28 protein-coding genes and 1 tRNA gene are annotated in these 24,611 nt (G+C 67.8%); 12 read left to right on the top strand and 17 right to left on the bottom strand.

Translation table 11 applies throughout. The features are described 5' to 3' along the window. The first annotated feature begins 74 nt into the window (after positions 1–74). A complete protein-coding gene (locus APQ99_RS00140) occupies positions 75–629 on the top strand; it encodes a hypothetical protein (RefSeq protein ID WP_012289342.1) in 555 nt (184 codons plus the stop codon). On the opposite strand, the gene APQ99_RS00135 is transcribed toward APQ99_RS00140, so the two are convergent. Both APQ99_RS00135 and APQ99_RS00130 read right to left on the bottom strand, forming a co-directional pair. After that, positions 630–1,583 carry a zinc-dependent metalloprotease gene (locus APQ99_RS00135; protein WP_010903094.1) on the bottom strand — a complete coding sequence of 318 codons (954 nt, stop codon included), beginning with the start codon at positions 1,581–1,583 and terminating at the stop codon, positions 630–632. A gap of 48 nt (positions 1,584–1,631) precedes the next feature. Beyond that, entirely contained in the window at positions 1,632–1,853 is a 222-nt protein-coding gene (locus APQ99_RS00130) for a hypothetical protein (RefSeq protein WP_049892511.1), read from the bottom strand. 84 nt (positions 1,854–1,937) lie between these two features. Here APQ99_RS00130 and APQ99_RS00125 point away from each other — a divergent pair, with 84 nt between their 5' ends. The 4 genes from APQ99_RS00125 to purF all read left to right on the top strand — a co-directional run bounded on the left by APQ99_RS00125 (position 1,938) and on the right by purF (position 5,089). Further along, positions 1,938–2,999 carry a M20/M25/M40 family metallo-hydrolase gene (locus tag APQ99_RS00125; protein ID WP_010903093.1) on the top strand — a complete coding sequence of 354 codons (1,062 nt, stop codon included), beginning with the start codon at positions 1,938–1,940 and terminating at the stop codon, positions 2,997–2,999. Between the two features lie 56 nt (positions 3,000–3,055). Continuing rightward, positions 3,056–3,238 (top strand): LSM domain-containing protein, encoded by a 183-nt coding sequence (locus APQ99_RS00120; RefSeq protein ID WP_012289341.1) that lies wholly within the window; start codon positions 3,056–3,058, stop codon positions 3,236–3,238. Then, positions 3,235–3,411 carry a 50S ribosomal protein L37e gene (locus APQ99_RS00115; RefSeq protein WP_010903091.1) on the top strand — a complete coding sequence of 59 codons (177 nt, stop codon included), beginning with the start codon at positions 3,235–3,237 and terminating at the stop codon, positions 3,409–3,411. The genes APQ99_RS00120 and APQ99_RS00115 overlap by 4 nt, the downstream gene beginning before the upstream one ends. A gap of 205 nt (positions 3,412–3,616) precedes the next feature. Continuing rightward, positions 3,617–5,089 carry an amidophosphoribosyltransferase gene (gene purF / locus APQ99_RS00110; RefSeq protein WP_010903090.1) on the top strand — a complete coding sequence of 491 codons (1,473 nt, stop codon included), beginning with the start codon at positions 3,617–3,619 and terminating at the stop codon, positions 5,087–5,089. Positions 5,090–5,147: 58 nt separating this feature from the next. On the opposite strand, the gene APQ99_RS00105 is transcribed toward purF, so the two are convergent. Next, positions 5,148–5,717 (bottom strand): DUF420 domain-containing protein, encoded by a 570-nt coding sequence (locus APQ99_RS00105; protein ID WP_010903089.1) that lies wholly within the window; start codon positions 5,715–5,717, stop codon positions 5,148–5,150. Between the two features lie 117 nt (positions 5,718–5,834). Here APQ99_RS00105 and APQ99_RS00100 point away from each other — a divergent pair. Beyond that, a tRNA-Leu gene (locus tag APQ99_RS00100) sits at positions 5,835–5,919 on the top strand. A 169-nt stretch (positions 5,920–6,088) separates the two neighbouring features. Here the strand turns inward: APQ99_RS00100 and APQ99_RS00095 are convergent. From APQ99_RS00095 to APQ99_RS00080, 5 genes are all read right to left on the bottom strand, one after another. Continuing rightward, positions 6,089–6,493: a winged helix-turn-helix domain-containing protein gene (locus APQ99_RS00095; protein WP_010903088.1), complete on the bottom strand. Its 405-nt coding sequence runs from the start codon at positions 6,491–6,493 to the stop codon at positions 6,089–6,091. Positions 6,494–6,552: 59 nt separating this feature from the next. Continuing rightward, the gene (locus APQ99_RS00090; RefSeq protein ID WP_010903087.1) at positions 6,553–7,200 is read right to left on the bottom strand and encodes a DNA-binding protein; all 648 of its coding nucleotides are present in this window, start codon (positions 7,198–7,200) and stop codon (positions 6,553–6,555) included. Between the two features lie 53 nt (positions 7,201–7,253). Beyond that, entirely contained in the window at positions 7,254–7,712 is a 459-nt protein-coding gene (locus APQ99_RS00085; RefSeq protein ID WP_010903086.1) for a pyridoxamine 5'-phosphate oxidase family protein, read from the bottom strand. 95 nt (positions 7,713–7,807) lie between these two features. Beyond that, positions 7,808–7,969 carry a DUF7560 family zinc ribbon protein gene (locus APQ99_RS12460; RefSeq protein ID WP_010903085.1) on the bottom strand — a complete coding sequence of 54 codons (162 nt, stop codon included), beginning with the start codon at positions 7,967–7,969 and terminating at the stop codon, positions 7,808–7,810. Between the two features lie 79 nt (positions 7,970–8,048). Beyond that, positions 8,049–9,317, bottom strand: a complete 1,269-nt coding sequence (locus APQ99_RS00080) for a hypothetical protein (RefSeq protein WP_010903084.1) — start codon at positions 9,315–9,317, stop codon at positions 8,049–8,051. Positions 9,318–9,403: 86 nt separating this feature from the next. Here APQ99_RS00080 and APQ99_RS00075 point away from each other — a divergent pair, with 86 nt between their 5' ends. After that, the gene (locus APQ99_RS00075; protein WP_010903083.1) at positions 9,404–9,907 is read left to right on the top strand and encodes a helix-turn-helix domain-containing protein; all 504 of its coding nucleotides are present in this window, start codon (positions 9,404–9,406) and stop codon (positions 9,905–9,907) included. Between the two features lie 64 nt (positions 9,908–9,971). Then, positions 9,972–11,096: an acyl-CoA dehydrogenase family protein gene (locus tag APQ99_RS00070; protein WP_010903082.1), complete on the top strand. Its 1,125-nt coding sequence runs from the start codon at positions 9,972–9,974 to the stop codon at positions 11,094–11,096. A 9-nt stretch (positions 11,097–11,105) separates the two neighbouring features. Here APQ99_RS00070 and cysE read toward each other — a convergent pair whose 3' ends face one another. Then, complete coding sequence (cysE, locus tag APQ99_RS00065) at positions 11,106–11,621, bottom strand: serine O-acetyltransferase (RefSeq protein ID WP_010903081.1); 516 nt, start codon at positions 11,619–11,621, stop codon at positions 11,106–11,108. A gap of 153 nt (positions 11,622–11,774) precedes the next feature. Here cysE and APQ99_RS00060 point away from each other — a divergent pair, with 153 nt between their 5' ends. Further along, complete coding sequence (locus tag APQ99_RS00060) at positions 11,775–12,293, top strand: HAD family hydrolase (RefSeq protein WP_012289340.1); 519 nt, start codon at positions 11,775–11,777, stop codon at positions 12,291–12,293. Between the two features lie 3 nt (positions 12,294–12,296). On the opposite strand, the gene APQ99_RS00055 is transcribed toward APQ99_RS00060, so the two are convergent. Continuing rightward, positions 12,297–12,530, bottom strand: coding sequence for a DUF5822 domain-containing protein (locus tag APQ99_RS00055; RefSeq protein ID WP_012289339.1), 234 nt, complete (start codon positions 12,528–12,530; stop codon positions 12,297–12,299). A gap of 89 nt (positions 12,531–12,619) precedes the next feature. On the opposite strand from APQ99_RS00055, the gene panB reads away from it, so the two are divergent. Continuing rightward, positions 12,620–13,444 (top strand): 3-methyl-2-oxobutanoate hydroxymethyltransferase, encoded by an 825-nt coding sequence (gene panB, locus APQ99_RS00050; RefSeq protein WP_010903078.1) that lies wholly within the window; start codon positions 12,620–12,622, stop codon positions 13,442–13,444. A 1-nt stretch (position 13,445) separates the two neighbouring features. On the opposite strand, the gene APQ99_RS00045 is transcribed toward panB, so the two are convergent. The 3 genes from APQ99_RS00045 to APQ99_RS00035 form a co-directional block, all read right to left on the bottom strand. Continuing rightward, positions 13,446–15,686, bottom strand: a complete 2,241-nt coding sequence (locus APQ99_RS00045) for an efflux RND transporter permease subunit (RefSeq protein WP_010903077.1) — start codon at positions 15,684–15,686, stop codon at positions 13,446–13,448. A 20-nt stretch (positions 15,687–15,706) separates the two neighbouring features. Then, positions 15,707–17,269: a COG1361 S-layer family protein gene (locus APQ99_RS00040; RefSeq protein ID WP_227970877.1), complete on the bottom strand. Its 1,563-nt coding sequence runs from the start codon at positions 17,267–17,269 to the stop codon at positions 15,707–15,709. 364 nt (positions 17,270–17,633) lie between these two features. Further along, positions 17,634–18,431 carry an alpha/beta fold hydrolase gene (locus APQ99_RS00035; RefSeq protein ID WP_012289338.1) on the bottom strand — a complete coding sequence of 266 codons (798 nt, stop codon included), beginning with the start codon at positions 18,429–18,431 and terminating at the stop codon, positions 17,634–17,636. Positions 18,432–18,572: 141 nt separating this feature from the next. Here APQ99_RS00035 and APQ99_RS00030 point away from each other — a divergent pair, with 141 nt between their 5' ends. Continuing rightward, a complete protein-coding gene (locus APQ99_RS00030) occupies positions 18,573–18,821 on the top strand; it encodes a DUF7127 family protein (RefSeq protein ID WP_010903074.1) in 249 nt (82 codons plus the stop codon). Continuing rightward, positions 18,818–21,097, top strand: a complete 2,280-nt coding sequence (locus tag APQ99_RS00025) for a CDC48 family AAA ATPase (protein WP_010903073.1) — start codon at positions 18,818–18,820, stop codon at positions 21,095–21,097. Before APQ99_RS00030 ends, APQ99_RS00025 begins: the two co-directional genes overlap by 4 nt. Before the next feature lie 93 nt (positions 21,098–21,190). Here APQ99_RS00025 and APQ99_RS00020 read toward each other — a convergent pair whose 3' ends face one another. From APQ99_RS00020 to APQ99_RS00005, 4 genes are all read right to left on the bottom strand, one after another. Beyond that, positions 21,191–22,015: a hypothetical protein gene (locus APQ99_RS00020; protein WP_010903072.1), complete on the bottom strand. Its 825-nt coding sequence runs from the start codon at positions 22,013–22,015 to the stop codon at positions 21,191–21,193. Beyond that, positions 22,012–23,187, bottom strand: coding sequence for a DNA primase small subunit PriS (gene priS, locus APQ99_RS00015; RefSeq protein ID WP_012289337.1), 1,176 nt, complete (start codon positions 23,185–23,187; stop codon positions 22,012–22,014). The genes APQ99_RS00020 and priS overlap by 4 nt, the downstream gene beginning before the upstream one ends. Before the next feature lie 229 nt (positions 23,188–23,416). After that, positions 23,417–23,686 carry a hypothetical protein gene (locus APQ99_RS00010; protein WP_010903070.1) on the bottom strand — a complete coding sequence of 90 codons (270 nt, stop codon included), beginning with the start codon at positions 23,684–23,686 and terminating at the stop codon, positions 23,417–23,419. 51 nt (positions 23,687–23,737) lie between these two features. Next, positions 23,738–24,529, bottom strand: coding sequence for a bacteriorhodopsin (locus tag APQ99_RS00005; protein WP_136361479.1), 792 nt, complete (start codon positions 24,527–24,529; stop codon positions 23,738–23,740). Positions 24,530–24,611 lie beyond the last annotated feature (82 nt).

Here is a 24,611-nt window from a genome sequence, read left to right as displayed (position 1 = left end):
TAACGGTGTCGCTCTCCGGTGGGACGGCTGCGAGGACAGGGTTGAAGTCCACCACGCCACAACCACGTGGTGACATGCGCGTACGGGACTGGGACGACATCGTCGAAGACGTTGTTGGATCGTCTGGCGACCCGGACGACTGGCGGGCGGTCGCCGGCGACCGGGCGTCCGGGGTCGGCGAGGACCTCTACCTCGGCCACCCCGCGGCGGGCGTCTTTCACCTCAAGACGTACGCGAAAAACCCCTACGAGGTGCGCGGCGTCGGCACCCAGATCGCCCGCAAGGTCGACGACGGGCTGGCCGACTTCCTGCCCACCGGCGACGACGCCGACGGCCGGTTCGCGGTCCAGCAGCCGGTCGCCGACGAGGACGACGCCGAGACGAAAGCCAGCGAACTGGAGCAAGTCGTGCAGGCCCACGCCGACGCCCCGACGACCCCGGACGCGTTCTTCGATGACGTGATGGACGCCCTCGACAGCCCGGCGTTCGGACCCATGGAGTACGACCCCTACGACCGCCCGGATCCCGTCGAGGGGCTGGCCGAGGAGTTCCCCGACGCCGACGAGTTGCTCGACAGCGAGCTCGACGACCTCGTTGATGCGGACCGCGTCGGCCGCGGGTTCCAGTAGTCAGGCGGGGACGCGGGCGAGCCACCGCGGCGGCACGTCCAGCTCGTCGTCGGTCGGCAGATACTCGGGGTCGTCCCAGACCCGCGACGCGCCCGCGAGCCCGCGCTCCCCGGCGACGTGCGCGAAGAACTCCCGACCGCGTTCGTACTGCTCGCGCTTGCGGTGGAGGCCAAGCAGCCGCGTAGCCACCGCCCCAATCGGGCTGCGCTGGCCGCGGCGCGCGTCGAGTTTCCGCCGGAGGTCGTCGTACTCGCCGTCGAAAGCCTCGTCCATGAGGAGTTCGGCGTACCCCTCGACGGCGGTCATCGCGACCTGCAGTTCCTCGAACGCCGCGGTGTCGATGGTGCCGTCGGCGAGCGCGTCGACGCCGGTCCGGAGGCGGGTTTCGAGGTAGTCCGACAGCCACCCCGCCGCGCCGAACTCGGCGGCGTGTGTGACCTCGTGGAACGCGATCCACCGCCGGAACCGCGGGAACTGAACGCCGAGGCTGTCGGCGACGGCGACGATGTTGGGGTGCACGAAGTACAGCGCGTGGGCGTCGCTGGCGTCGGCGAGCAACAGCGGGTCGTACTGGCCCAGGACGTTGCGGGCGATGAACACCAGCGCGCCTGCGGTGGTGGCCGTGTTGAGTGTGCGGGCGACACCGGGGAGCCGCGAGGGCTGTTGGTTCATCGGTTCGAACGCGCGCCGGAACGTCGCCACGTTGGCGTCCACCCAGTGGTGGCGGGTGTGGAGCGCAACCGTCTCCGGCACGTCGAAGGACAGCCCGGACACCGAGCGGATGCGGGCGCGTGCGTCCCGCACGTCGGCCGCGTACGCGTCGGCGGTGTCCTCGCCCAGCGCGAGTTCGCCCGGCGGCGTGGCACTGGTTGCGGCGTCGGCGACGCTATCCCAGTCGATAGCGCCACCGCCGTCGGCGCTCACGACGGCGCGCGCGCTTTCGAAGATCGACATACCGCAGTTCGGGCGTCTGAACGCAAATCTCTTCTGGAGGGCGCGAGGTTACGCCGCGTCACGCCGCCGGCGCAGGCCCGCGAGCAGGCCCAAGACGACCAGGACGCCGACCGCAACGGCGACGCCGCGGCCGCCACAGCCGCCGCCACAGTCCGCGTCAGCCGGCGGCGTCTGATCGGTCTCGTCGCCGTCGGTGTCGCTGTCACCAGTCCGCATGCTGGGGGCGGCAGTGAACTCCGAATCGTGGAAGTGGACTTCAAGCAGTCCCATGCGGTGGTGTTCAGCGAGCGCGCATTTAGCTGTTGGTGGTGCTGGATGCGGAGGATTGATCGGGTGGGCGACGGGAGAACGCGTATGGACGATGCGCGTCGCACGTTCCTGGATGAGTTGCTCGCAGTCCACAGCCCGACCGGCCATGAGGCGGCCGCACAGCGCGTGTGGGTGGAGTACGTCTCGCAGTACGCCGACCGCGTGGAGACGGACGCCTACGGGAACGCCGTGGCCGTCGCCGAGGGCGGCGCGCCCGCGGTGGCGTTCACCGGGCACGCCGACGAGATCGGGTTCGCGGTGGCCGAGATCACCGAGGGGGGGTTCGTTCGGATCGCCCCGATCGGCGGGCTGGATGCGTCCGTGACGCGGGGCAGCCAGGTCCGGATCGAGACCGACGACGGCCCCGTCAACGGGGTCATCGGGCAGGCGGCGGTTCATCTGCGGGACCACAGCGAGGACGGCGCCGCGCCGTCGGTGACCGAGCAGTACGTCGACATCGGGGCGGCGGACGGCGACGACGCTCGTGACCGTGTGTCCGTGGGCGATCCGGGGGTGCTCGTCTCCGAGCCCCGGGAGCTGGCCGGCGGCCGGCTGAACGCGCGCAGCCTCGACAACCGCACCGGGCTGTGGGTGGCCGCCGAGGGGTTCCGGCGCGCCGTCGAACGCGACGTCGACGCGACGGTGTACGCAGTGAGCACGGTCCACGAGGAGATCGGCACCCGCGGCGCACGGATGGTTGGGTTCGACCTCGACGTGGACGCCGTGGTCGCCGCCGACGTGACCCACGCCGCCGACGATCCGATGTATCCGGCCGAGCGCGCGAGCACGGTCGCGCTCGGCGACGGCCCCGTGGTGATGCGCGGCGGCACGAACCACCCCGTGGTGGTGTCCGCGCTTCGTGACGCCGCAGCCGACGCCGGGGCGTCGCTGCAGGTCGCCGCCCACCGGATCTCGACTGGCACGGACGCCGACGCGTTCGGGACGGCGGGTGGCGGGGTGCCGACCGCCGACCTGGGGATCCCGAACCGGTATATGCATACGCCGGCGGAGGTCGTTGATCTGGCGGACCTCGCTGCGGGGGCGGACGTGCTCGCGGCGTTCGCCGCCCACGCCGGGGACCGGGACTCGTTTGGGGTCTCGGTCTGAGCGTCGGGCGGGAGCGGTCCGGTACGCTTATGGATGCCACCACCGGCGGTAGGTACATGAGCGGCCGACCACTGGATGTGCTGGAGGAGTCACTCGAAGAAACCGTCACCGTCCGCCTGAAGGACGGCGACGAGTTCACCGGCGTGCTGACGGGCTACGACCAGCACATGAACGTCGTCATTGAGGGCGAAGACACAACGATTATCCGTGGCGATAACGTCGTCACCATCAAACCATGACTGGCGCAGGAACCCCGAGCCAGGGGAAGAAGAACACCACGACGCACACGAAGTGCCGACGCTGCGGTGAGAAGTCCTACCACACGAAGAAGAAGGTCTGCAGTTCCTGCGGCTTCGGTGCTTCCGCCAAGCGCCGGGATTACGAGTGGCAGGGCAAGACCGGCGACAACTAAGCAGTTCTTTCTCCGCGTTTCGTTCCGGTCCGGACAGCCACTGGTCCGTGATCGCGCCCGGTTCGCCGAGTCGTCCGTCTTTACCCCCGGCCATGGGTGCTGAACACACCCCTCACTGCAGTGTTGTGCATACTTCACGGCTATCGGGGCGTGTATTCGACACGGTTGCGGAAGGTTTACCCTATGGTGTCCGCAAGCGGGAGGTATGTCAGGCGGCCCCGCGGACGGACCCATGAGTGACCATCCAACCGAGAAATGTGGGGTCGTCGGTGCCTCACTGTCGGCCCGTGACGCCGCGCTTCCGACGTACTACGCGCTGTACGCCCTCCAGCACCGCGGCCAGGAGTCGGCGGGCATCGTCGCCCACGACGGCTTCCAGCAACACCAACACGTCGGCATGGGGCTGGTGGGTGACGCCTTCGACGAAGCCGACATCGACGCGCTGCACGGTTCGGCCGCCATCGGCCACGTTCGCTATCCGACCGCGGGGAGCGTCGACAAGTCCTGCGCGCAGCCGTTCTCGGTGTCGTTCAAGGGCGGTGCGCTCGGCCTGAGCCACAACGGCAACCTCGTCAACGCCGACGAGTTGCGCGCGGACCTCGCGGCAAGCGGGCACGCGTTCACCAGCGACGGCGACACCGAGGTCATCGCCCACGACCTCGCGCGCAACCTCCTCGACGCCGACCTCGTGGACGCCGTCGAGCGGACCATGGAGCGCATCCACGGGTCGTACTCGCTGACCATCATGCACGACGACACCGTGTTGGGCGTCCGGGACCCACGGGGGAACCGCCCGCTGGTGCTGGGGACCGTCGAGGACGGCTACGTCATCGCCAGCGAGTCCGCCGCGATCGACACCATCGGCGGCGATGTCGTCCGTGACGTCCGTCCCGGCGAGGCGATCGTCCTCGACGACGACGGCACGGGGTTTTCCGCCCACCAGCTCGTCGACCGCGACACCACTGCCCACTGCTTTTTCGAGTACGTGTATTTCGCGCGCCCGGATTCGGTCATCGACGACGAACTCGTCTACGAGGTCCGGCGCAACCTCGGCCGCCAACTGTGGCACGAGACCGGCGTCGAAAGCGATGTCGTGGTGCCCGTCCCCGACTCCGGGCGGGCGTTCGCGTCCGGCTACGCCGACGCCGCCACCGAAGACGGGAGCGACGTGGAGTTCGCCGAGGGGTTGATGAAAAACCGGTACGTCGGCCGCACGTTCATCATGCCCACCCAGGAGGCCCGCGAGCGCGCCGTCCGGCTCAAGCTCAACCCCATCAAGTCCACCGTCGAGGGGCAGTCGGTCACGATCATCGACGACTCCATCGTACGGGGCACGACCAGCAGCCAGCTCGTTGATCTGGTCCGGGACGCGGGCGCAACCGAGGTCCACGTGCGCATCGGCGCCCCCCAGATACAGGCCCCGTGTTACTTCGGCATCGACATGGCGACCCGCGAGGAACTCATCGCCGCCGACCGGACGGCCGACGAGATCGCGGCGGAGATCGGCGCGGACTCGCTGTCGTATCTCCCGCTGTCCGCGGTCACGGCGGCCATCGGGAAGAGCGAAGCCGACATGTGCGCGGGGTGTGTGACCGGCGCGTACCCATACGACGTCGACGGCGAGGCGACCGACCGGGACGCCGAGCGCCCGACAGTCACGCCGTCCAGCGACGACTGACCGCGCTCACCAGCCCCAGGAACCGCCACGGGTTCCGCGATGCACAGCGGGGCAGCGGTCAGTAGAGCACGTACAGCATGAGGTAGACGACGATGCCGAGCGCGAACGACACGAGCCACAGGGAAGCGGCGACGCGGCCCACCCGCGCGTGGTTCGAGTCGTAGATCTCGCTGACCGGGCGCGTGCCAGCCAACAAGAGCACGTAGTAGACCAGCGGGATGCAGGCGATCGCCAACCCCATGTGGATGATCAACACCGGCAGGTAGACGAACGTGTAGACCGCCCCCGTCGTCGGGAACGCGGTGGTGCCGTGGACGACGAGCCGGTAGAGGTACAGCCCCAGGAACGCCACGAACAGCAGGGTCGTCGTCGCCATCGCCGCGCGGTGTTTGGCCACGTCGCCGCGCCGGATCCAGCGCCACCCCGCGAGGATGGTGCCGATGGCAGCCGCACTGATCACTGCGTTCAGCGGCGGGATCGCGCCGATGAACCAGGCCGGTGCCTGTGGGAGCACGCCCGCCGGGATGACCCCACGGACGGCAGCCACGACGACCGCGATGGAGGCCACGCCGAGGACCGCCGCCAGCCCGGCGACGTGACGCCGAACGAATCCGTCAGCCATGCCCATGGGTTACGCGTAACCCACCAAATCGGTTCCGTGTCGCGGTCTCACGCGCCGAGCGCGAATCGCAGGGGTTTTAATTCGGGGGCGGGTACCACTGAGTGCAGCAGCAACCGTACGCGAGCGTGGGTAGCCGAGCTAGGTCAAAGGCGCAGCGTTGAGGGCGCTGTCCTGTAGAGGTTCGCCGGTTCGAATCCGGTCCCACGCATCGCACTGGTGGGTTGTTCCCACCGCCTGCCACACCACGTGGCGCTGCGATGCACGGTGATTTCCCCTCCCGGGACATCACCCACGCACAATTTCCTACTGGCGTCGATTCGTACAGCCCAGGGGCTGCCGTTCCTGGCGGCCACGCCTCGGAGAACCTGGCCCGTGAGTCAGTCCGCAAACGGCTGTGCGGGACCGGCGGTGCCGGCGTCCGTCGGCGTACACGAGAGGGTTGCTTCGACGCCGTTGTGGCTGACCGAGAGCGTCACGTCGTCGACGGTGCAGGTGTACTCGCTGACGTGTTTCCCCGAGCGGCGGATGCGGAGCGTCTCCGAGAGCAGTCCGGCCTCGGTGAGGCGGTCGATCTTGCGGTAGGCGGTCGAGGACGGGAGATCACATTCATCGGCGATCTCGCCGGCAGTCAACGCGGCATCGTCGGTGGATTCGAGGATCTGCCGGCATTCGGCGTCGTCGAAGGCGTCGAGGATCCGCTGCATGAGCTCGCCGGTCGCGGTGATATCGCTGTCGTCGTCGTCGGCCGTCCGGGATGGTGCTGCCAGCTGCGACTGACTCATTGTATCTCATCGGAATACCTACCCGGGGAGGTATTGCACCCCCCAACAACGGGGGTGGTTTAAGTGCCGTCGGTTTCGAGGGCGTCCCCCAGGAGTTTGCGCTGTGCGGCGAGCAGGTGCTCGGTGAACGTCGACGGCGCGATCCCGAGGTCGTCGGCCAGCGCCTGCGCGGTCGCGCCGCGGGGGCGCTCGAAGTAGCCCGCCTCGTAGGCGGTCGTCAACACCTCCAGTTGGCGGTCGGTGAGCTGGCCGCGGTCGACGAACGCGGTGTCCTGGGCGGCGGTCCCCGTGGGTGCGCGGACCAGGCGCTGGATGTCGATGTCGGCGAACTCCGCGCGAAGCTCCCCGACGATCGCCTGGACGGTGTCGAACTCGCGGCCGTGAAACACGATCTGGAGCTCGCCGTCGCGGGCCCGATACCGGTTCACCGGCGTGTCGTGTGCGCCCAAGCAGACACAGGGACACGCCGCCTCGGCGTCGTGGCGAACACGATACAGGTGGCGGTCGGTGTACGTGAACACGGGGTCACGGTCGTAATCGTCGGGGACCGCGTCGGCGTCGATCAAGAACTCCGTGACCGGCGCGCCGTCGGCCGCGATGCTCGTCGAGACGTTCGTGATCGTGGTGTTTGCGCGCTCCGAGAGCACCGCGATCGGACACACCGGTGGCCGTGGGAACGACACAGTGACACGAATCCCAGCGGGCATCTACGAGTACGAGGCGCGTGCCGGTACAAGAATCCACGGGAGACGCGGTGCCGTTAGGCGTATGCCGCGTGATCCAACTCGATGCAGCGGCCGCTGATCGTGGTGGCGTCACACTCGTACAACTGGATGCGGAGGTCGGGCTTGTCAGCCCCCCAAATTTCGAACAGCGGGCGTTTCGCGTCCCCGAACTGCTCGATGCGTTCGACGGTCATCTCGTCGGTCGAGATCTCGGTGAGCGTCCCCTGAGCGACGACGCTCCGGTACTCGGGCGGCGACTCCTCGGAGACGACCAGCCGCACCGCCGGCGACGACGAGAGGAACGCCCGCTTCTCGCTGTCCGGCGTCGAGACCAGGCGTAGGAAGACGGTTCGCGACTCGGCGTCGTAACCGTACGAGATCGGGATCGCGTACGGCTCGTCGCCACGCGCCAACGACAGCACCCCGGTTTCGTTGCGGGCGAGCACGGCGTCCGTCTCCGCCCGCGACAGCTCGGTCTGTTGGTCCAGGGCCATTGGTCAGTGCCTCCACTTACCGGTGGGAATCTTTATATTTGGCCATCCGCGCCGCGCGAACGGCGCTGCACGCGCAGGCGACGCCAGCGCAGGGGTTACGTACACGACTGCTCGGCCGGCGCGAACGCATCGCCGTCGACGGCCGCCCCGCAGACAACACACCCGTTCGAGAAGAGGGCGTCCCGCATCGCGGGGTTGACCGTCATGGTCTCCCCGCAGTGGGGGCACGTGAACACGATGTCCTCGCTGGCGCTCATCGGTGAATTGGTATTCGACAGACTGGGATAAATGGCCCGCCCTGGTTCCAGTGCACTGGGAAACGCACGCCGCCACAGGCTACCGGTGGCGCTCGGCGAACGCGAACAGCCGGCGTGTGAGCGCGCGGACGCGGGCGGTGACGGCTGCCCCCATCCGTGGCACCGCCGGCAGCGACGCCGACAGCTCGCCGACGGAAACGGAGCGCAGGCGGTGGTCGGTGTGGACGGCGAACGCGTACCCCAACGCCGCCACGATCAGTGCCGGGAACCCGACAAAGGCAACGACGGACAGCGGCCGAATGGCGGTGGTGACCTGCGCGCCGAGCCCGTACGCGAGATAGACCGCCCCCGCCAGGACGCCGACGGCCGCCGTCCCGGTTGCCGCTCCGAGGCGGCGAGTGATGGCGTGGATGTGCGAGCAGTACGCCGCCGCGGTCGCAGCCGCGTGCCCGGCGGCGTCGCTGTCGCGGTCCGTCACGCCCGCGCGCTCGACGGCCCCCGTCTGCTCGCGCGTGAACGTCGGCAGCCCGGGGCGCGGTCGAAGCGAGCCATGCACCACAACGCCGGTCGCGAGCGCCGCGCCGACAGCCAGCGCGCCGACGCCCACCCAGACGGCGGGCGTGAACGCGAACGGCTCCTCGGGAGCCACCCGATACCGCTCGACCACGCCGAGCGTCGCCGCGAGCAGGACCACCCCCAACGCCAGCACCCGCCACGCCGTCGCCCGCACCCGGTCGAGCGCGTCCAAGTGGGCTTCCACGGGGGTGTCGAGCAGTGACACGCCACCGCCGGCCTGCCCCGGGGGCGCGGGCCGCCTGTCAGGAGGCGTTCCGCCCGGTGGCACGTCGAACGCCAGCGGGTTCTCGACGAGCTCCTCGACGAACCGCGCCGCCGTCCTGTAGCGCCCGGACAGGTCGGCGGTCGTGTCGTCGTTGCTGAGCCGGTACAGCGACCGCGACGTGCGCACGTCGTCGATCCCCAGGGATTTCAGCGACACGTGATCCAGGGCCGGCTGGACGTTCGTGAGCGTGACCACGCCCCATCCGCCCGCCGGATCGGTGAGCGCCGTGTGCCGTGCGACGTCGTCGCTGTCGACGCTCACCGACCACACCTGGCCGACAGCGCGCACGCCCCACTCGCGGTGGAAGACAACGTAATCACCGCGCTCCAGGTCGGCAACCACGTTGGTCTCCCGCGTCGCCCACGCGTGCGTGTCGGACAGCGACCGCACCAGCGACGATACCCGCGGCGGTTCAACGGCCGTCGTGTAGTCAGCGCCGAACGCGTCGGTGAACTCGGGGCTGTGAAGCGCCGCGAGATACACGTGATCGGCGAACTCCCCGCGCATATCGGGTGGCTTTCGCCTCCTCGTACTTAGGTATGGCTTGGTCACAAACCGGGTATTAAAATAACATCGCCCACGTACGGCAACGCATGCCGAAGTACTCGACCGGTGGCGCCGGCAGCGGGGGCGGTGGGCAGGCCTGCGAGCTCTGTGGGTCGACCGCCGACTCGTTGCAGGATGCAAACGTCGCCGGGGCGGAGCTCACCGTCTGCCCGGACTGCGCGAGCCACGACGAGAGCGCAGCCGCCGACGCCGACGGAGACGCCGCCGACGCCGACCGGACGCAGCGCGCCGTTGAAAACCAGGCCCAACAGTTCGACGCGGTGACACGCGGGGACTCCAGCCACTGGGAGGAAGACGGCACGAACTACGAAACCGACCAGCTGCCGTACCTGGTCTCCGATTACGGCGAACGCGTCGTGCGCGCCCGCCAGGACGCCGGCCTCCAGCGGTCGGAGCTCGCCGCGGAACTGGAGATCGACGACGCGGACGTGCTGGCCGTCGAGCAGGCCCGTGCCACGAAGGCCAACGTCGGCGGGTCGGTCATCGCCGCGCTCGAGGACTTCCTCGACGTCCAGCTCAGCGACGACTGACCACGCCACGCCGGACAGCCCGGAAACCAGACAGCTTTTTTCGACAGCACCCACGAGAGGGTGTATGGACTTGTCCGCCGAGCAGCGTCGGATGCGCGAATCCGTCCGCGAGTTCGCCGTCGAGGAGATCCGTCCGGTGGCCGCCGAAGCAGACCGCACACAGTCGTTCCCCGAAGAGGTCTGGGACGACCTCGGGGAGCTCGGCGTCACCGCGATGACGACGCCGGCGTCGTACGGCGGCCTGGACGTGGACTCGCTGACCTACAGCGTCGTCAACGAACAGCTCGCGTACGGCGCGCTGTCCGTCGCAACCGCGCTGTCGGTGCACTGCCTGGCGACCTCCTGCATCGCGGAGTTCGGCGACGACGACCAACAGGAGCGGTGGCTGCCGGAGATGGCCGACGGCCGCCCGGTCGGCGCGTTCGCGCTGTCCGAGCCCGACGCCGGTTCGAACCCCGCACAGATGTCCACCACGGCGCGCCGCGACGGCGACGAGTTCGTGCTCAACGGGAAAAAGCAGTGGATCACGAACGGGAAGCGTTCGGGCGTCGTCATCGTGTTCGCGAAGATCGACGGGGACGACGACAAGATCACGCAGTTCCTCGTGCCCAAGGACGCCGACGGCCTCACGGTCGGCCCCAAGGAGGACAAACTCGGGCTGCGCGCCAGCGACACCACGTCGTTGCTGTTCGACGACTGCCGCATTCCGGCCAGCAACCAGCTCACAGAGGCGGGCCGCGGGCTGTCGGCCGCGCTCCACATCCTCACGGGCGGCCGGATCGGGATCGCCTCCCAGGCTGTGGGCCTGAGCCAGGCCGCCCTCGACGCGGCGCTCGCGTACGCCGACGACCGCGAGCAGTTCGACCAGCCGATCTCCGAGATCCAGACCATCCGGCACAAGCTCGCGGACATGGAAACCCAAGTGCAGGCCGCCCGCCTGCTCTCCCGGGACGCCGCACGGATGGCCGACGCCGGCGAGGACCACCAGACCGCGGCCGCAAAAGCGAAGTATTTCGCCAGCGAGGCGGCCGTCGACGTGACCAACGAGGCGGTCCAGATCCACGGCGGCTACGGCTACACCAAGGACTTCGACGTGGAGCGGTTCTACCGCGACTCGAAGATCACGACCATCTACGAGGGGACCTCCGAGATCCAGAAGGAAGTCATCGCGCGCGGCCTGATCGACTGACCACCGCGGCTACGCGTCGTCGACCCGCTGTGCGGGCACGCCGGTCACCGTTGCGCCGGCCGCCACGTCGTCGGTGACGACCGACGCCGCGCCGACGCTGGCGTTCGCGCCGATTTCGATGTCACCGAGCAGCGTCGCGTTCGCGCCCAGCGTCACGCCGGCGCGCACCGTGGGGTGTCGGTCGACCGGCCGGGAGTCGTTGCCCCCCAGCGTGACGCCGTGGTACATGTGCACGTCGTCGCCGACGACTGCCGTTTCGCCGATGACGACGCCGTGGCCGTGATCGATGGTGACCCGGCGGCCGATGTCGGCGTCGGGATGGATCTCGATGCCAGTGAGCAGCCGCACCCAGTACGCGACCAGGCGGCCGGCGGTCGGCCACCGGTCGTACAGCGGGCCGGCGAGGAAGACGTGCGCCCAGACGGCGTGCAGGCCGGGATACGTGAGCGCGACGTCGAGGCGACTCCCGGCTGCGGGGTCGCGTCGCCGCATCGCACGGACGTCCTCACGGATGCGTGCGTACATTCGATGTGTCGAACGACCACGGCGGGCGGTTGCGTGTGATGCTGGTGTCGTGCATGCGGTATCCTCGGGCAGCCCCGGGGAAAAGTCCCCCGAGGTGGCGTGCCCGCTTCGACCACCGAAGCCACTAACGGCGACGGGGGCGAACCGTGTGCCGTGACAGGCGGCTACGAGGCGGTTGTCTACGACCTCGACGGCACGCTCGTGCGCTTGAACGTCGACTGGGCGGCGGTCAAAACCGAGGTGTCCCGCGTGCTCCGTGAGGCCGGCCGGGAGACCACGGACGCCGACATGTGGTCGGTGTTGGCGACCGCCGATGACGCCGGCGTCAGAACGGCGGTCGACGACATCATCACCGAGCACGAACTCGCGGGCGCGGACACGGCCGCCCGGCTTCCCGCGGCCGACGACATCCCCCGCGACGTCCCCGTCGGTGTGTGCTCGCTGAACGCCGAGGCGGCCTGCAGGCGCGCCTTAGCCGCCCACGAGCTCGCGGACGCGGTCGCGGTCGTCGCGGGCCGAGACACGACACCCGCGATGAAGCCCGACCCGCGGGCGCTCGAATGGGTCACAACCGAACTCGGTGTGGCCCCCGCTGACACGCTGTTCGTCGGGGATTCGGCGTCCGACGAGACGACCGCCGAGCGCGCCGGCGCTGACTTCCAGTGGGTGTAGCGGTCACGCAGCGTGGCGGCGCGCGTACGCGAAGACGGTGACCGCGGTCAGAAACCAGATGATCGCGCCGATGCGCACGGCAAACGACACGCGGGAGGCCCACGTGGGGAGTGAGTAGCCCGTCGAGAGCGCAGTCACGATGGGGGCCCCGACGACGATGGTGACGACGAACGTGGTCTGCATCACCCACGCGTAGTCGACGCCGTCCGGGTCGGTGCGTGCTTCCAGTTCCGGCACACCGGTCTAGATGGTCGCGGTGTGCTTAACTCTCCCGTCACGGTGCCGCGTCGCATACGTTTAACACCGCGACCCACCGACATCGTCGTATGCCAACGGTGAATTCAGTGCGGCGTGCGGGCAACACCGACGAGGAAACCGACCCGGTGACGATGCTGACCGCGTACGACGCCCCCACGGCGTCGGTGGTCGACGACGCCGGCGTCGACATGATCCTGGTCGGGGACAGCGTCGGGAACGCGAAGCTCGGATACGACACGACGCTGCCCGTCTCCGTCGACGAGATCGCGTCGGCGACCGGCGCGGTCGCACGCGCCACCGCGGACGCGGTCGTCGTCGCGGACATGCCGTTTCTGAGCTTCGGCGCCGACGAGACCGAGAGCGTGCGAAACGCCGGTCGCATGCTCAAAGAGGAGGACGCCGACGCGGTGAAACTCGAATCCGGGCCGCACACGGTGTCGCTGACCGAGACGCTCACGTCGCTGGGGATTCCCGTGATGGCGCACCTCGGGTTGACCCCCCAGCACGTCAACCAGCTCGGGGGGTATTTCCGGCAGGGCACCGACCAGGACAGCGCCGAGCGCATGCTGGATCTGGCGCGCGACCACGAGGCCGCCGGCGCGTTCGCGCTCGTGCTCGAACACGTGCCGGCGAACGTCGCCGCCGACATCACCGACGCCATCGACATCCCGACCATCGGTATCGGCGCGGGGCCGGACACCGACGGCCAGGTGCTCGTGATCTCGGACGTGATCGGGATGTCAGAACGCAGCCCGCCGTTCTCCAAGCAGTTCGGGGACGTGAACCGAGAAATGGCGGCCGCGGTCGACGACTACGTCGACGCGGTCGAATCCGGATCGTTCCCGGCGGCCGAGCACAGCCACGTCGCCGACGACGTCGACGACGTGTACTGAGCTAGTCGGCGGCGCGGAACGCCGCGACCCGCTCGGCCAGCCCATCGAGCACCACCAGCGTCGGGGGCAGCGTCGCCAGTGACGCGATCAGCGTGAGGAAGATCACGCCGACGGTCAGGAACCCGAAGCTGCTGAGCACCGGGAACGGTGACAGGATCAGCGCCGAGAACCCGAACACCGTCGTCATCCCGGAGACGGTGATGGCTTTCCCGACGCGGCTGGCCGCGATCTCCACGGCGTCGAGGCGACCGTAGCCGTTGTGCTGTTTCTCCTCGTAGTAGCGCTCCATGACGATGATCGTGTATTCGGCGCCGATGCCGACGGTCATCGCGCCCAGGCTGGCACCCAGCGGCGACACGGGGATGTCCAGCGCGAGCATGTAGATGTTCTGCCAGCCGATGACGAACACCATCGGCACCAGTGGTGCCACCGCCTTCACGAGGTCCCGGTAGTACAACCCGAGGAGCGCGAACACGAACAGGATGCCCAGGCCGGTCGTGGTGTTCCGCGAGTTGATCTGGTCGATGATCGACGGCACCGCGATCGACGACGTGCCGGTGACCTCAGCAGTAACTCCCGGCGGCGGGTTGCTGTAATCCAGTGACTCCTGTGAGTTCTCCAGGAACGACAACACCTGCCCGGTGGTCATGTCCTGTGGGGACGCCACGGTGATGTGTGCGCGCCCGTCGTTGTAATACCGCTGGCGCTGCTCGGTCGGCATCTGCGCGAGGACGCGCTCGACGCCACTGGTCGTGCGCGGGATCTCACCGCCGTTGTACTGTTTCACAGCCCCAGCGGGCGTGTCCACGCCTTCGACTAGTGGGGCTTGTGTGGCAACGTCGTTGAGGCCGTCCATCCAGCGCAACGTTTCAGGGTGTTTGAGGTGGGTGCCGGTGACGAGCACGTCGTAGCTGGTGCTCGTTCCGCCACCGGTCTGAGAGCGGAACTGCTGGAGGTCGACGTATGCGGGCAAGTCCTGGGGGATGAACTCTTCGGTGTCCGCGAGCGTCCCCAGCGAACTGGCGACCTGGAAGCCGACGCCCGACAGGACGAGCGCGATCGCAAGCACCGTCATCGGGTGGCTTGCGAGGATCCGCGACGTCCGGCCGAGCGTCGACCCCACGAGGCCGATACGCGAGTCCTCGTCGACCTCAGCGTGCGCGGCCTCGGGGTCTCCGCCGTCGGCCGCCGCCGGACTGTCGTCGCCCCAGCGCCGGATGTAGATCGTCAGCCCGGCGAGCAACACCAGGATACCGGCGGCGTACGTGAGCAACACGCCGAGGATGGACGTCTGTGCGAACCAGATGATCGCCGGCGAGGACGTCGACACCCAGGTCGCACCGAACCCGAGGGCTGCCGCGAGCATCGCGATGAGGACCGGCGGCCCAACCCCGCCGAGGGCGTTCGGGAGCGCCTCGCGGGGCGGATGCGTCTCTAGTTCCTCTTCGTACCGCTCGTGGAACTGCACGGAGTAGTCGATCCCCAGCCCGATCAGGATGGGGAACACCGCGCTCGTCATCGTGGAGTTCGGGATCCCGCCGTAGCCGATCGCGCCGAACGTGTAGATGACGCCCACGAAGACGGCGACGATGGGCAGCAGGCGGAGTCGAACCCCGCGGAACAGGAAGAACAACGCGATCACCATCAGGCCGACTGCCAGCCCCAGCAGCTTCTGCGTGCTCTGCTGGATGACCGTCGAGAGCTGCGCGGAGAACGCCGCGTCACCCGTGACGGTGGCGGTCACGCTGGCGGGGAACCGCGCCCAGTCGCTGGTGCTCACAGCCTCGGTGTAGATCGGGCGTTGCTGTTGTTGTGTGAGGTCGGTGTCGGTGGCGATCTGGATCGTGGTGTAATCGGGGGACCCGATCACGGACTCGATTTTCGACTTCGAGTCCGGGATGCGGCCGTACGCAGCCCGCACCTGGTCGGCGGGACTGCGCACTGCATACACGTCTTGTGTCTGTGACATCCGCCTGTCGTAGCGGTCGATCGCCTCGATCGCCGACGGCTCCGTGATGTCACCCCGGATGAGCACCGCGATGTTCCCGTGGTCGAACGAATCGGAGAACGCTTCGTAGGTGGGGTTGCTCCCGACGAACGCGTCGTCTCCGGTGACGCTCGTGATCTGTGCGGCGCCGCCGATCGCAACCAGGATGAGCAGTCCTGCGATGAGCAGTGTTGCGACTGGCCGCGCTTGGACGCGATCACCAATCGAAGCGAACGCACTACGTAGTTTGGGCATGGATTAGTTCCAGGCTGCGCTCACCGGCGCTGGTAGAGGACGTAGCCCACGCCAGCCACGACCACAACGAGTCCGATGATGACTGGCAGCGGCACTGGGAGCCCGCCGGACTGGGGCGACACCGGCACCCCGACCGTGAGGCCGTCCGTGTATTTCGTGTCACCGTCCGGTTCGTCGTAGCGCACTTCCACCGACGCGTCGTACTCTTTGGTGATCGCCGCGCTGTCGGCGCTAGCGGTGAACGTCGCTGTGGTGGTTTCGCCGGGCTGCAGTTCGCCGAGGTACGCGCCGTCGTCGGACGTCGACAGCGGATCACTCACGAACAGCTTGGCGTTCGCGGCGGACACCGGCTCGTCGCCCTGGTACCGTAGGGAGACCGCGACCGTGTCGCTACCGCCGGGGGAGACCGACGTACTCACGTTGACGACCTCGAAGGGGTCTTGCTCGGCGCCGATTTCGAGGGGTTGGCGCAGCGGACTGGAGATCGTCCGCACGTCACCGTTGTCGTTCTCGTATTCGACGTTGAACGGGAAGGAGTTGCTGCCGGGCTCAGCGGAGCCTGGGATCGCGACGGTGAACGACACGGGCTTGGACTCGCCGGGTGCGAGGTCACCCACGGCGGACTCCCCGTTGGTCGGCTCGATGCCCGGGATCGATCCCAGGCGGACGGCGACGTTGTTCGCGGATCCCGAGCCGGTGTTCACGATTTCGCCGTGGATCTCGGCGTCGGACTCGTCGACCCGGAACTTCTCCGTGTCGACGTTCCGGAGTTCGAACGTGCGTTCGGGCTGGACGGACACGCCGGCAGTCAGCGAGTCGGATTTCCGCGTCACGCCGTTGCTGTTGGTGTAGGCGACGACGGCGTTGATCGGGTAGTCGCCGGCATCCGCGTTGGATTCCGCGCCGACTTTCGCGGAGATGTTCGCTGTTTCGCCGGGGTCAAGCGCCGGAATGTACACGCTCGTCTTGGGCTGGGGGCTGGTCATTTGCCCGAAGTACAGCGTCGGGGACTGGCTGCTGAGCTGCACCGAGGCGTCGGTCGCCGTCTCGGTGCCCGTGTTCTTGACGTCGAGCGAGAGTTGCCCGGTGTCGCCGCCGTAGATCTCGTTTTCGCCCTGCGAGACGATCGAGAACTGTGGTTTGTCCTCGATGGTGATGTCGACGTACTGGGTGGATTCCTCCTCGGTTTTCGTGCGGGAGGCTTCCTGGAATCGGCCGTAGGAAACCGATCGCGTGTGTTCGTAGGCGATGTCGATCGGGATGCGGTACGTCCCGGGCTCGACGTCTCCGACTTCGAGTTGGAACTTGACGTCGGTGCCCTGTCCGCTGGGGAGGCTACTGATCGTGTACGTCCCGCTTTTCGGGGTGATGTTGGCGTCCAGTTTCTCCGTTGCGATGTCGAGTTTGAGGGCCTCTGCCGTTTGGACCTCGCGCTCGTATCGGTCTTGTCCGCCCTGGATCAGCGTCCCGGAGTTCGACACCGTGACGGTGAACGCGTGTGCTGATTCAGCGCCGACGGGACCGTCAGGCGAGGAAAGCGAGATGTCGGGCTTCCCCGTGACGGTGTTGTCGGCCGCGCTCACGGACAACGGAACTGCCGAGAGCGTGATGAGAACCACAACGGCCAGAACAGTTATACGCGATGCGTGTTTGCTTACTGATTGGGAGTCAAACATGTCTTCGTGAAGTACGTTTTCGGTTGGAATTCATCTCAGTGCGTTGTTTGTGACATCGGAAAGAGCCGTGCGTGAGTCGGTGAGGGTCCGATCTACTGTGTCGGTCGTGTCGTCGTGCCCTGGTGCCGAACCGCTTGGCCTCTATGCCTACCGAACGGTCGGGAGGAAATGAATGTTCCCATCTAGGCAACCACCGCGGAGACGTGTGTCATCGGGAACGTATACTGCCTGTAGCTTGGTAAGTGACTCGCCGCACACGGCAGTGCCACCGCTATCGGCGGGCCACTAGCGCGGGGTCACTGAGAAACGCATCGAGGGCGTCGTTGAACTGGTCGGGTGTTTCGAGCATCGAGAGGTGTGCGGCATCCGGGAGCGTCGTCCACCCCCCTGTCTGCACGTGTTCCGCGAGGAACTCGTGGGCCGAGGGCGGTGTGAGGTGGTCGTGATCACCGGTGAGCGCGAACACCGGGCTGTCGATCTCCGAGAGTCGCGTTCGGACATCGAAGCTGTGACACGACCGGAAGTCGCGGTTGACGACGGCGCGCCCGCAGTCCCGCATTGCGTCCTTCGAGAGGGCGAGCGTGCGGTCGTCGGGGTCGTGGAACAGCCGGCCGCTGTCGTGGAGGAACGCCAGTGCCCGCTCGAACCCGGGGCCATCGCCGGCGAGCCAGGCGCGAAGCGAGTCGGCGACCGCGAGCGTTGCGCCACATCCGGCAAGCACCACGGCGTCCGGCTCAACGCCTCCGTCGAGGACTGCGGTGAGCACGACCGCACCGCCGAGGCTGTTCCCCACCAGGACGGACGCACCGACATCGGCGGCGACGGCGCGCACGTCCGCCGCGTACGCGTCAAGCGTCTCCGGGCCAGGGTCGGTTTCGATGTCGTCGCTGTCGCCGTGCCCCGGTAGGTCCAGGGCGGCGACCCGATACGTGTCCGCGAGGCGTGCCAGCTGTGCTTTCCAGACGGCGTGGGTGCCGCCGCTGCCGTGGACGAACAACACGGTGGGTGCGTCTGCGGACCCACGGACGCGGTAGGCTGTCGACCGTCCGTGGTGGGCAAGCGTCTCCATGGTTGCGGCGAGAGCAACCAAGGGCATAAGACCTACGACGGTGTGAACCGCAATTCTACTTGTCGTCGGGAAACCCCATCACGTCCCCCACAACCAGACGAAGGACTTAAGTGTGCTGAACGATTACCTTACGTTAGTAATATGACTTCGAAAACCCATCTCACCGAATCGGATCCGTTGGTTCGACGCTACGACTACGGCGATGCGGTGATCGTCGCCGCCGACCTCGGAGTCGACGACGACCGCGTTGCTGTCGACGTCGTCCAGGACACCGCGATCGTCACCCGCGACGATTCGCCGACCGACCAGTACGAACTCCCCGTTCCGGACGGTGACTCAACGCGGGCCTTCATCAACAACGGCGTCGTAACAGTCGAGGTGTCACGATGAAACTCACGGTCAAACCACTCAAACAGAAGGACGCAGGTCGCGGTCTCGCCGCCGTCGACCGCGACTCCATGGACGAGCTGGCGCTCGAAAACGGCGACTACGTGGTTATCGACGGGCAGGGCGACCACGGGCGCGCGGTCGCCCGCGTCTGGCCGGGCTACCCCGAAGACGACGGCGACGGCGTCGTCCGCATCGACGGACGGCTGCGCAAGGAGGCCGACGTCGGGATCGACGATCAAGTCACCGTCGAACCCGCGGACATCAAGCCCGCCGGCGGCGTCACCGTTGCCCTCCCGCAGAACCTTCGCGTGCGCGGCAACATCGCGCCGATGGTTCGTGACCGGCTCAACGGCCGCCCGGTCACCGCCGGGCAAACCATCCCCATCTCGTTCGGGTTCGGCGGCATGAGCACCATCTCCGGCCAACAGATCCCGGTCAAGATCGCCGAAACCGAGCCCAGCGGCACGGTCGTCGTCAGCAACGACACCGAAATCCAGCTCTCCGAGCGCCCCGCCGAAGAGATCGCGCCGGGGGCCGGTGAGGCAGCCGAGACCGGCGACCCCACGCCGAACGTCACCTACGAGGACATCGGCGGCCTCGACGGCGAACTCGAACAGGTGCGGGAGATGATCGAGTTGCCGATGCGTCACCCCGAACTCTTCCAGCAACTCGGCATCGACCCGCCGAAAGGCGTGCTCCTCCACGGCCCGCCCGGCACCGGCAAAACGCTCATCGCGAAAGCCGTCGCCAACGAGATCGACGCGCACTTCGAGACGATCTCCGGCCCGGAGATCATGAGCAAATACTACGGCGAAAGCGAGGAGAAGCTCCGCGAGGTCTTCGACGAGGCCGAGGAGAACGCCCCCGCGATCGTCTTCGTCGACGAGCTCGACTCCATCGCGCCCAAGCGAGGCGAAACCCAGGGCGACGTCGAGCGCCGCGTGGTCGCCCAGCTGTTGAGCCTCATGGACGGCCTGGAGGACCGCGGCGACGTCACGGTCATCGCGGCGACCAACCGCGTCGACGCCATCGACCCCGCGCTCCGCCGGGGCGGGCGTTTCGACCGCGAGATCGAGATCGGCGTCCCCGACCAGGACGGCCGCAAGGAGATCCTGCAGGTGCACACGCGTGGCATGCCGCTGGTCGAGGACATCGACCTCGACGACTACGCCGAGAGCACGCACGGCTTCGTCGGCGCGGACATCGAGAGCCTCGCCAAGGAAGCCGCGATGAACGCACTGCGCCGGGTGCGCCCGGACATCGACCTGGAATCCGACGAGATCGACGCCGAACTCCTGGAATCCATCTCGATCACGGAAGCCGACTTCAAGCGCGCGCTGAACGGCATCGAGCCGTCCGCGCTCCGCGAAGTGTTCGTGGAGGTGCCGGACACCACGTGGGCGGACGTCGGCGGCCTCACGGACACCAAAGAACGCCTCCGGGAGACCATCCAGTGGCCCCTGGACTACCCGGACGTGTTCTCCGAGATGGATCTCCAGTCCGCCAAAGGCGTCTTGCTGTACGGCCCGCCGGGCACCGGCAAGACGCTGTTGGCGAAAGCCGTCGCCAACGAGGCGAACTCAAATTTCATCTCCGTGAAAGGCCCGGAGCTGCTGAACAAGTACGTCGGCGAGTCCGAGAAGGGCGTCCGTGAGGTGTTCGAGAAGGCGCGGTCGAACGCCCCGACAGTGGTGTTCTTCGACGAGATCGACGCCATCGCGGGCCAGCGCGGGCGCGCAACCAGCGACTCGGGCGTGGGCGAGCGCGTCGTCTCCCAGCTGCTCACCGAACTGGACGGCATCGAGGCCCTCGAAGACGTGGTCGTGGTTGCGACCTCGAACCGGCCGGACCTCATCGACGACGCGCTGCTGCGGCCGGGCCGCCTCGACCGCCACATCCACGTGCCGGTGCCCGACGCCGACGCGCGCCGCGCGATCCTCGACGTGCACACGCGCGACAAACCCCTCGCGGACGACGTCGATCTCGACGTCGTGGCCCAGCGGATGGACGGGTTCGTCGGCGCGGACGTGGAGGCGCTCGTCCGGGAGGCCACGATGAACGCCACCCGCGAGTTCATCAACTCCGTCGACCCCGCCGACGCCAGCGACTCCGTGGGGAACGTCCGCGTAACGATGGCGCACTTCGAGGCCGCGCTCGGGGAGGTCACGGCCAGCGTCGACGCGGACGTCAAGGAGAACTACGAGGAGATCGAACAGCGGTTCAACACCGCGGACACGCCGACCGACGACGAACCCGCGTCCGGAGCGTTCCGCTGACCGACGCGCCGCCCCGGAACGACGCCTGGCTGTGTCGAACGCACGCTGCGCTCGTCCCGTAGCGACCGACAGCAGGCCGTCGCCCGCCCGGCCTCAGTCCAGCTTCTCGGCGGCGTCTTTCTCGATGAGCGGGTCGGCGTTCGCCTCCGGGAGCGTGACCACGTCGCCGGCTTCGAGGTCGTAGGGTCGCTCGTCGACGCCGAGGATCTCACCGACGGTGTCGGTCACTCGGACACGAACCCGGGCGGTCGCCGCGTCGCCGCTGTCGGGCACGCCGGCGTCGTCCGCGGGTTCGCTTTGCACGCCGCCATCGGTGGTCGTGTCAACCCGGTCTGCCCCACCGTCCCCCGGGGGCTCCGGAGCCGGTGGCGGGTCGAGGGTCCCGCCGTCGTCACCGCCCATTGCGGCAGCCACCGAGGAGCCGCCCGCCGGCGGGCTGGCGTCCCTGGGAGACGTGTCGCCGGCATCGCTGTCCGGGGCCGGGGAGCCAGGATCGGCCGGGTCGTCGCCATCGGGACGCGCACTGGCCGCGTCGCCCGCGATCACGTCGAGCACGTGCGCCTTGTTGTCCTCGATGCGGGCAACCAGGTCACCGTACAGGTCGCGCTCCTCGGCGGTGAGCCCGCCCTGGTCGTCGGGCATCCCGGCGGCCGCGAGGCTGGCCTGCTTGACGAGCTTCCCCATGCGGCGCTCGTAGATGGCCTCCGTGACCTGCTCGGCGGTCTCGATTTTGTCCGTGAGCTCCTGGACCTCCGGATCGCCGAACGGATCGGTGGCCGCGGCCGCGGCGTCGTCACGGCGGTCTTTCAGTGACTCGATAAACGCCGCCACGTCCGCGTAAAACGACTCCTGGAGGTCCTGCAGGCCGTCGGTCGCGCGCTCCTGTGTTTGTGCCGCCCGTAAGTCGTCTAAGTTCATTCTGTGGCCTTCTCGGCGGTACCGCGGGCCATCATGAAGACACCCGCGTACTCTGGAACTGTGCTCACGCCCGGCCCGACTGTAAGGCTTTCCCCACGCAGCTCGACGGTGTGCTCTGTGGGTAGCTCGACGGTGATGTCGTGGCCGACGAACGTCTCCGGAACGGCGTCGACGAGCGGATCGAAGTCATCGAGTGCGGCACGGTCGAGGCGCTGCACCTCCAGCCCGCTGCCGCCGTGCAGCGATCCGGGCAGCCGGATCAAGCGGTTCGTGTCGGTGGTCACCGGCTCGTCGATGGGTGCCTGCTCGGCCGCGACGGTCTCGTCGATGTAGCGCCGCGCGACCGTCAGGAACGCCGGATGCACGTCGACGTTTCCACGCTTCACCGCCGTGGTGTTGTCCGCGACCACGTTGTAGATGGCCCGCGCCGATCTCTCTCCGACGCCGTCGAACTCCGTGAGCGTCGCCACGGCGTCGTCCTCGCCGCGCTCGATGAGGTCGTCGGCGAACGCTTCGAGGCGGGTGGTGACCCGACGGCCCCAGCCGCCGTCGGCCGGCAGCATCCGCTTCTCGGTGGGGTTCTCTAGCCCGCGCCCGCCGACGGGTTCGGCCTCGACCAGCGTCTCCAACGCCAGGTCGTTGCCGCGCACGTAATCGACGATCTCCCGGCGCTCCTCGCTGCCGAGCTCGTAGACGCCCGCATCGCGGACGTGCACGTGGTATCCGCGGCCGCCGGAGAACGTCACGGTCAGCTCCTCGAACCCGAAATCGCGCTCGAGGAAATCGAGCAGCCGCAGCAGTGCGTCCTTGCACTTCGACAGCATCTCCGCGTAGGAATCCTCCCCGAGGGTGACACGCGGCAGGTGGTCGGCGTCGAGGTCGAACACCAGATCCGAGCCCTGCCAGTGTTTTTCGTCCATCGTCGCCGCCCCCGGAGCGTCGTAGGTGCCCGCCGAGAAATAGACGTGCCGGGGGCATTTCCGTTCGAGGAACGACGTCATCGACCCCAGATCCAGCGTGGATTTGTGCCGAACCATCGTCGTGTCGGGGCCGGCAGTCCACGGGATATACCCCCACTCGCGGTCGTCGGCGCGCGGGGGGAGGTCGATCTCCGCACGGCGGTACACGTCGCCGAACCGCCCCCGGAGATACGCACGGGTCCGTTCCTCCATGTCGGGACGGCAGTACGCCGACCGCGGGTAAATCAGTGTCGTCTCGCCGGGATCGACAGCGCGTCTCGGCCGGACGAACCGACCCGGCGCCCGGTGCATGCCGGCAATCGTGGGGTGACCGTTCGATGCGCATCGCCCCGCCGATGTCCCGGACTCCGGGCCGGCGGTAGCGGTACAGAACGGCCGTCGCCTCGCCACAGCGGGAGTGATGGCTCGCCAGCGGGCCCTGCTAGTCGTCGGGCGTGGTGTAGAGGTGGTAGCCCGCGAGGGCCGCCACGATGGCCGAGACGAACTCGGAGACACCAACAACGGTGAACGCTTCCCAAAACGTCATGCCGAACGACCGCAGGAACGGCACGGCGAACAGACCCGCCGCACCGACGAGAGCCGCACCAGCGAGCGCGACGACAGCCAGCCTGTTGAGCGACGCTGGAAAGTCGCCGTCGGCGTCGCCGTCGTCGCGCGATCGTGCGAGTACAAGACCGAGTGGGGGACTCATCGTGTGTCGTTGAAAAGCCGCGCCGGTTGTGGGGCTGTCCTGCGTGTGCGATCAGTCGCTGGTCGCGGCCGCGCCGTCGCCGGCGGACGGCTCCGGCGCTTCGGCTTCGCCGAAGATCGCACGACTGCGCAGGAGGATGAGCCCGAAGCCGACCTTCGCGCTCACGTCAAGCACCATGAACAGCAGCGTCTCGATGTTCAGCGGCACGATTCCCGCACCTTCGCTGCCGATCAGCCACACGACGGGATACGCGGACCACAACACAACGGTAACGTTACGCAGTACTTTGAACGTGGATGCGACCTCGGGGCGCATGCTTTCGGCCTTCGAGGTGAACCCGAAGAACAGCACGTACAGGATGTACAGCATCGCTGCGGTGCTGATCGCCCACCACACGAAGCGGTACGAGTAGACCTTCGTCAGTGCGCCGACCAGGCCGGTCCCGATCATGATGCCGTCGGCACCGACGAGCGCAAGGATCGTTCCCTGATCCGCGTCAACGAGCAACGCGAGGTCTAACAACAACAGCGGCGTGGTGAACAGCCAGTCAGCGTACCGCGCCCAGTAGATGGGGTTCTGCTCCCCACCGAACGGTACCATTGTGAGGCCATACCCCAGCAGCATCGAGAGGTACATCGTGAACGCGATGGCTGGGACGAGCGTCGTGATGGCGTAGAATTTCTTTGCATCTGGGTCCGAGACGCCCATCCCTTTCACGAGGAAATAGAGCGTCCCGAGTCCCATTAGCGCCGTACCGAGCGCTAGCCAGATCCACTCCGGACGTCCGGTGATCTGGGCCTGCGATACCCCCTCCACTGCTGTTGGCAATAACGAGGGTGTCATAGAAGTCTTCACACACTATGATAGAGTTTCTGACTGTTATAGAGAGTTACTAGCTTAGAAAGTCGTGCACTTGGTGCACGGT

Origin of the sequence: Halobacterium salinarum DSM 3754, assembly GCF_008124605.1 — an archaeon.
Lineage (GTDB): Archaea > Halobacteriota > Halobacteria > Halobacteriales > Halobacteriaceae > Halobacterium > Halobacterium salinarum.
This window is presented reverse-complemented; position numbering and strand designations above follow the sequence as displayed.

Bases quoted from the DNA above. Each gene is read 5' to 3' on its own strand.
- APQ99_RS00130 (WP_049892511.1), bottom strand. From the start codon at position 1,853: ATGGGACTGCTTGAAGTCCACTTCCACGATTCGGAGTTCACTGCCGCC.
- APQ99_RS00080 (WP_010903084.1), bottom strand. From the start codon at position 9,317: ATGCGCGGGGAGTTCGCCGATCACGTGTATCTCGCGGCGCTTCACAGC.
- cysE (WP_010903081.1), bottom strand. From the start codon at position 11,621: ATGTACGCACGCATCCGTGAGGACGTCCGTGCGATGCGGCGACGCGAC.
- APQ99_RS12460 (WP_010903085.1), bottom strand. From the start codon at position 7,969: ATGAGCGCCAGCGAGGACATCGTGTTCACGTGCCCCCACTGCGGGGAG.
- purF (WP_010903090.1), top strand. From the start codon at position 3,617: ATGTCAGGCGGCCCCGCGGACGGACCCATGAGTGACCATCCAACCGAG.
- APQ99_RS00085 (WP_010903086.1), bottom strand. From the start codon at position 7,712: ATGGCCCTGGACCAACAGACCGAGCTGTCGCGGGCGGAGACGGACGCC.
- APQ99_RS00025 (WP_010903073.1), top strand. From the start codon at position 18,818: ATGAAACTCACGGTCAAACCACTCAAACAGAAGGACGCAGGTCGCGGT.
- APQ99_RS00105 (WP_010903089.1), bottom strand. From the start codon at position 5,717: ATGGGCATGGCTGACGGATTCGTTCGGCGTCACGTCGCCGGGCTGGCG.
- APQ99_RS00035 (WP_012289338.1), bottom strand. From the start codon at position 18,431: ATGGAGACGCTTGCCCACCACGGACGGTCGACAGCCTACCGCGTCCGT.
- APQ99_RS00045 (WP_010903077.1), bottom strand. From the start codon at position 15,686: ATGCCCAAACTACGTAGTGCGTTCGCTTCGATTGGTGATCGCGTCCAA.
- priS (WP_012289337.1), bottom strand. From the start codon at position 23,187: ATGGAGGAACGGACCCGTGCGTATCTCCGGGGGCGGTTCGGCGACGTG.
- APQ99_RS00090 (WP_010903087.1), bottom strand. From the start codon at position 7,200: ATGCCCGCTGGGATTCGTGTCACTGTGTCGTTCCCACGGCCACCGGTG.
- APQ99_RS00075 (WP_010903083.1), top strand. From the start codon at position 9,404: ATGCCGAAGTACTCGACCGGTGGCGCCGGCAGCGGGGGCGGTGGGCAG.
- APQ99_RS00020 (WP_010903072.1), bottom strand. From the start codon at position 22,015: ATGAACTTAGACGACTTACGGGCGGCACAAACACAGGAGCGCGCGACC.
- APQ99_RS00125 (WP_010903093.1), top strand. From the start codon at position 1,938: ATGGACGATGCGCGTCGCACGTTCCTGGATGAGTTGCTCGCAGTCCAC.
- APQ99_RS00135 (WP_010903094.1), bottom strand. From the start codon at position 1,583: ATGTCGATCTTCGAAAGCGCGCGCGCCGTCGTGAGCGCCGACGGCGGT.
- APQ99_RS00030 (WP_010903074.1), top strand. From the start codon at position 18,573: ATGACTTCGAAAACCCATCTCACCGAATCGGATCCGTTGGTTCGACGC.
- APQ99_RS00120 (WP_012289341.1), top strand. From the start codon at position 3,056: ATGAGCGGCCGACCACTGGATGTGCTGGAGGAGTCACTCGAAGAAACC.
- APQ99_RS00010 (WP_010903070.1), bottom strand. From the start codon at position 23,686: ATGAGTCCCCCACTCGGTCTTGTACTCGCACGATCGCGCGACGACGGC.
- APQ99_RS00070 (WP_010903082.1), top strand. From the start codon at position 9,972: ATGGACTTGTCCGCCGAGCAGCGTCGGATGCGCGAATCCGTCCGCGAG.
- panB (WP_010903078.1), top strand. From the start codon at position 12,620: ATGCCAACGGTGAATTCAGTGCGGCGTGCGGGCAACACCGACGAGGAA.
- APQ99_RS00115 (WP_010903091.1), top strand. From the start codon at position 3,235: ATGACTGGCGCAGGAACCCCGAGCCAGGGGAAGAAGAACACCACGACG.
- APQ99_RS00095 (WP_010903088.1), bottom strand. From the start codon at position 6,493: ATGAGTCAGTCGCAGCTGGCAGCACCATCCCGGACGGCCGACGACGAC.
- APQ99_RS00005 (WP_136361479.1), bottom strand. From the start codon at position 24,529: ATGACACCCTCGTTATTGCCAACAGCAGTGGAGGGGGTATCGCAGGCC.
- APQ99_RS00140 (WP_012289342.1), top strand. From the start codon at position 75: ATGCGCGTACGGGACTGGGACGACATCGTCGAAGACGTTGTTGGATCG.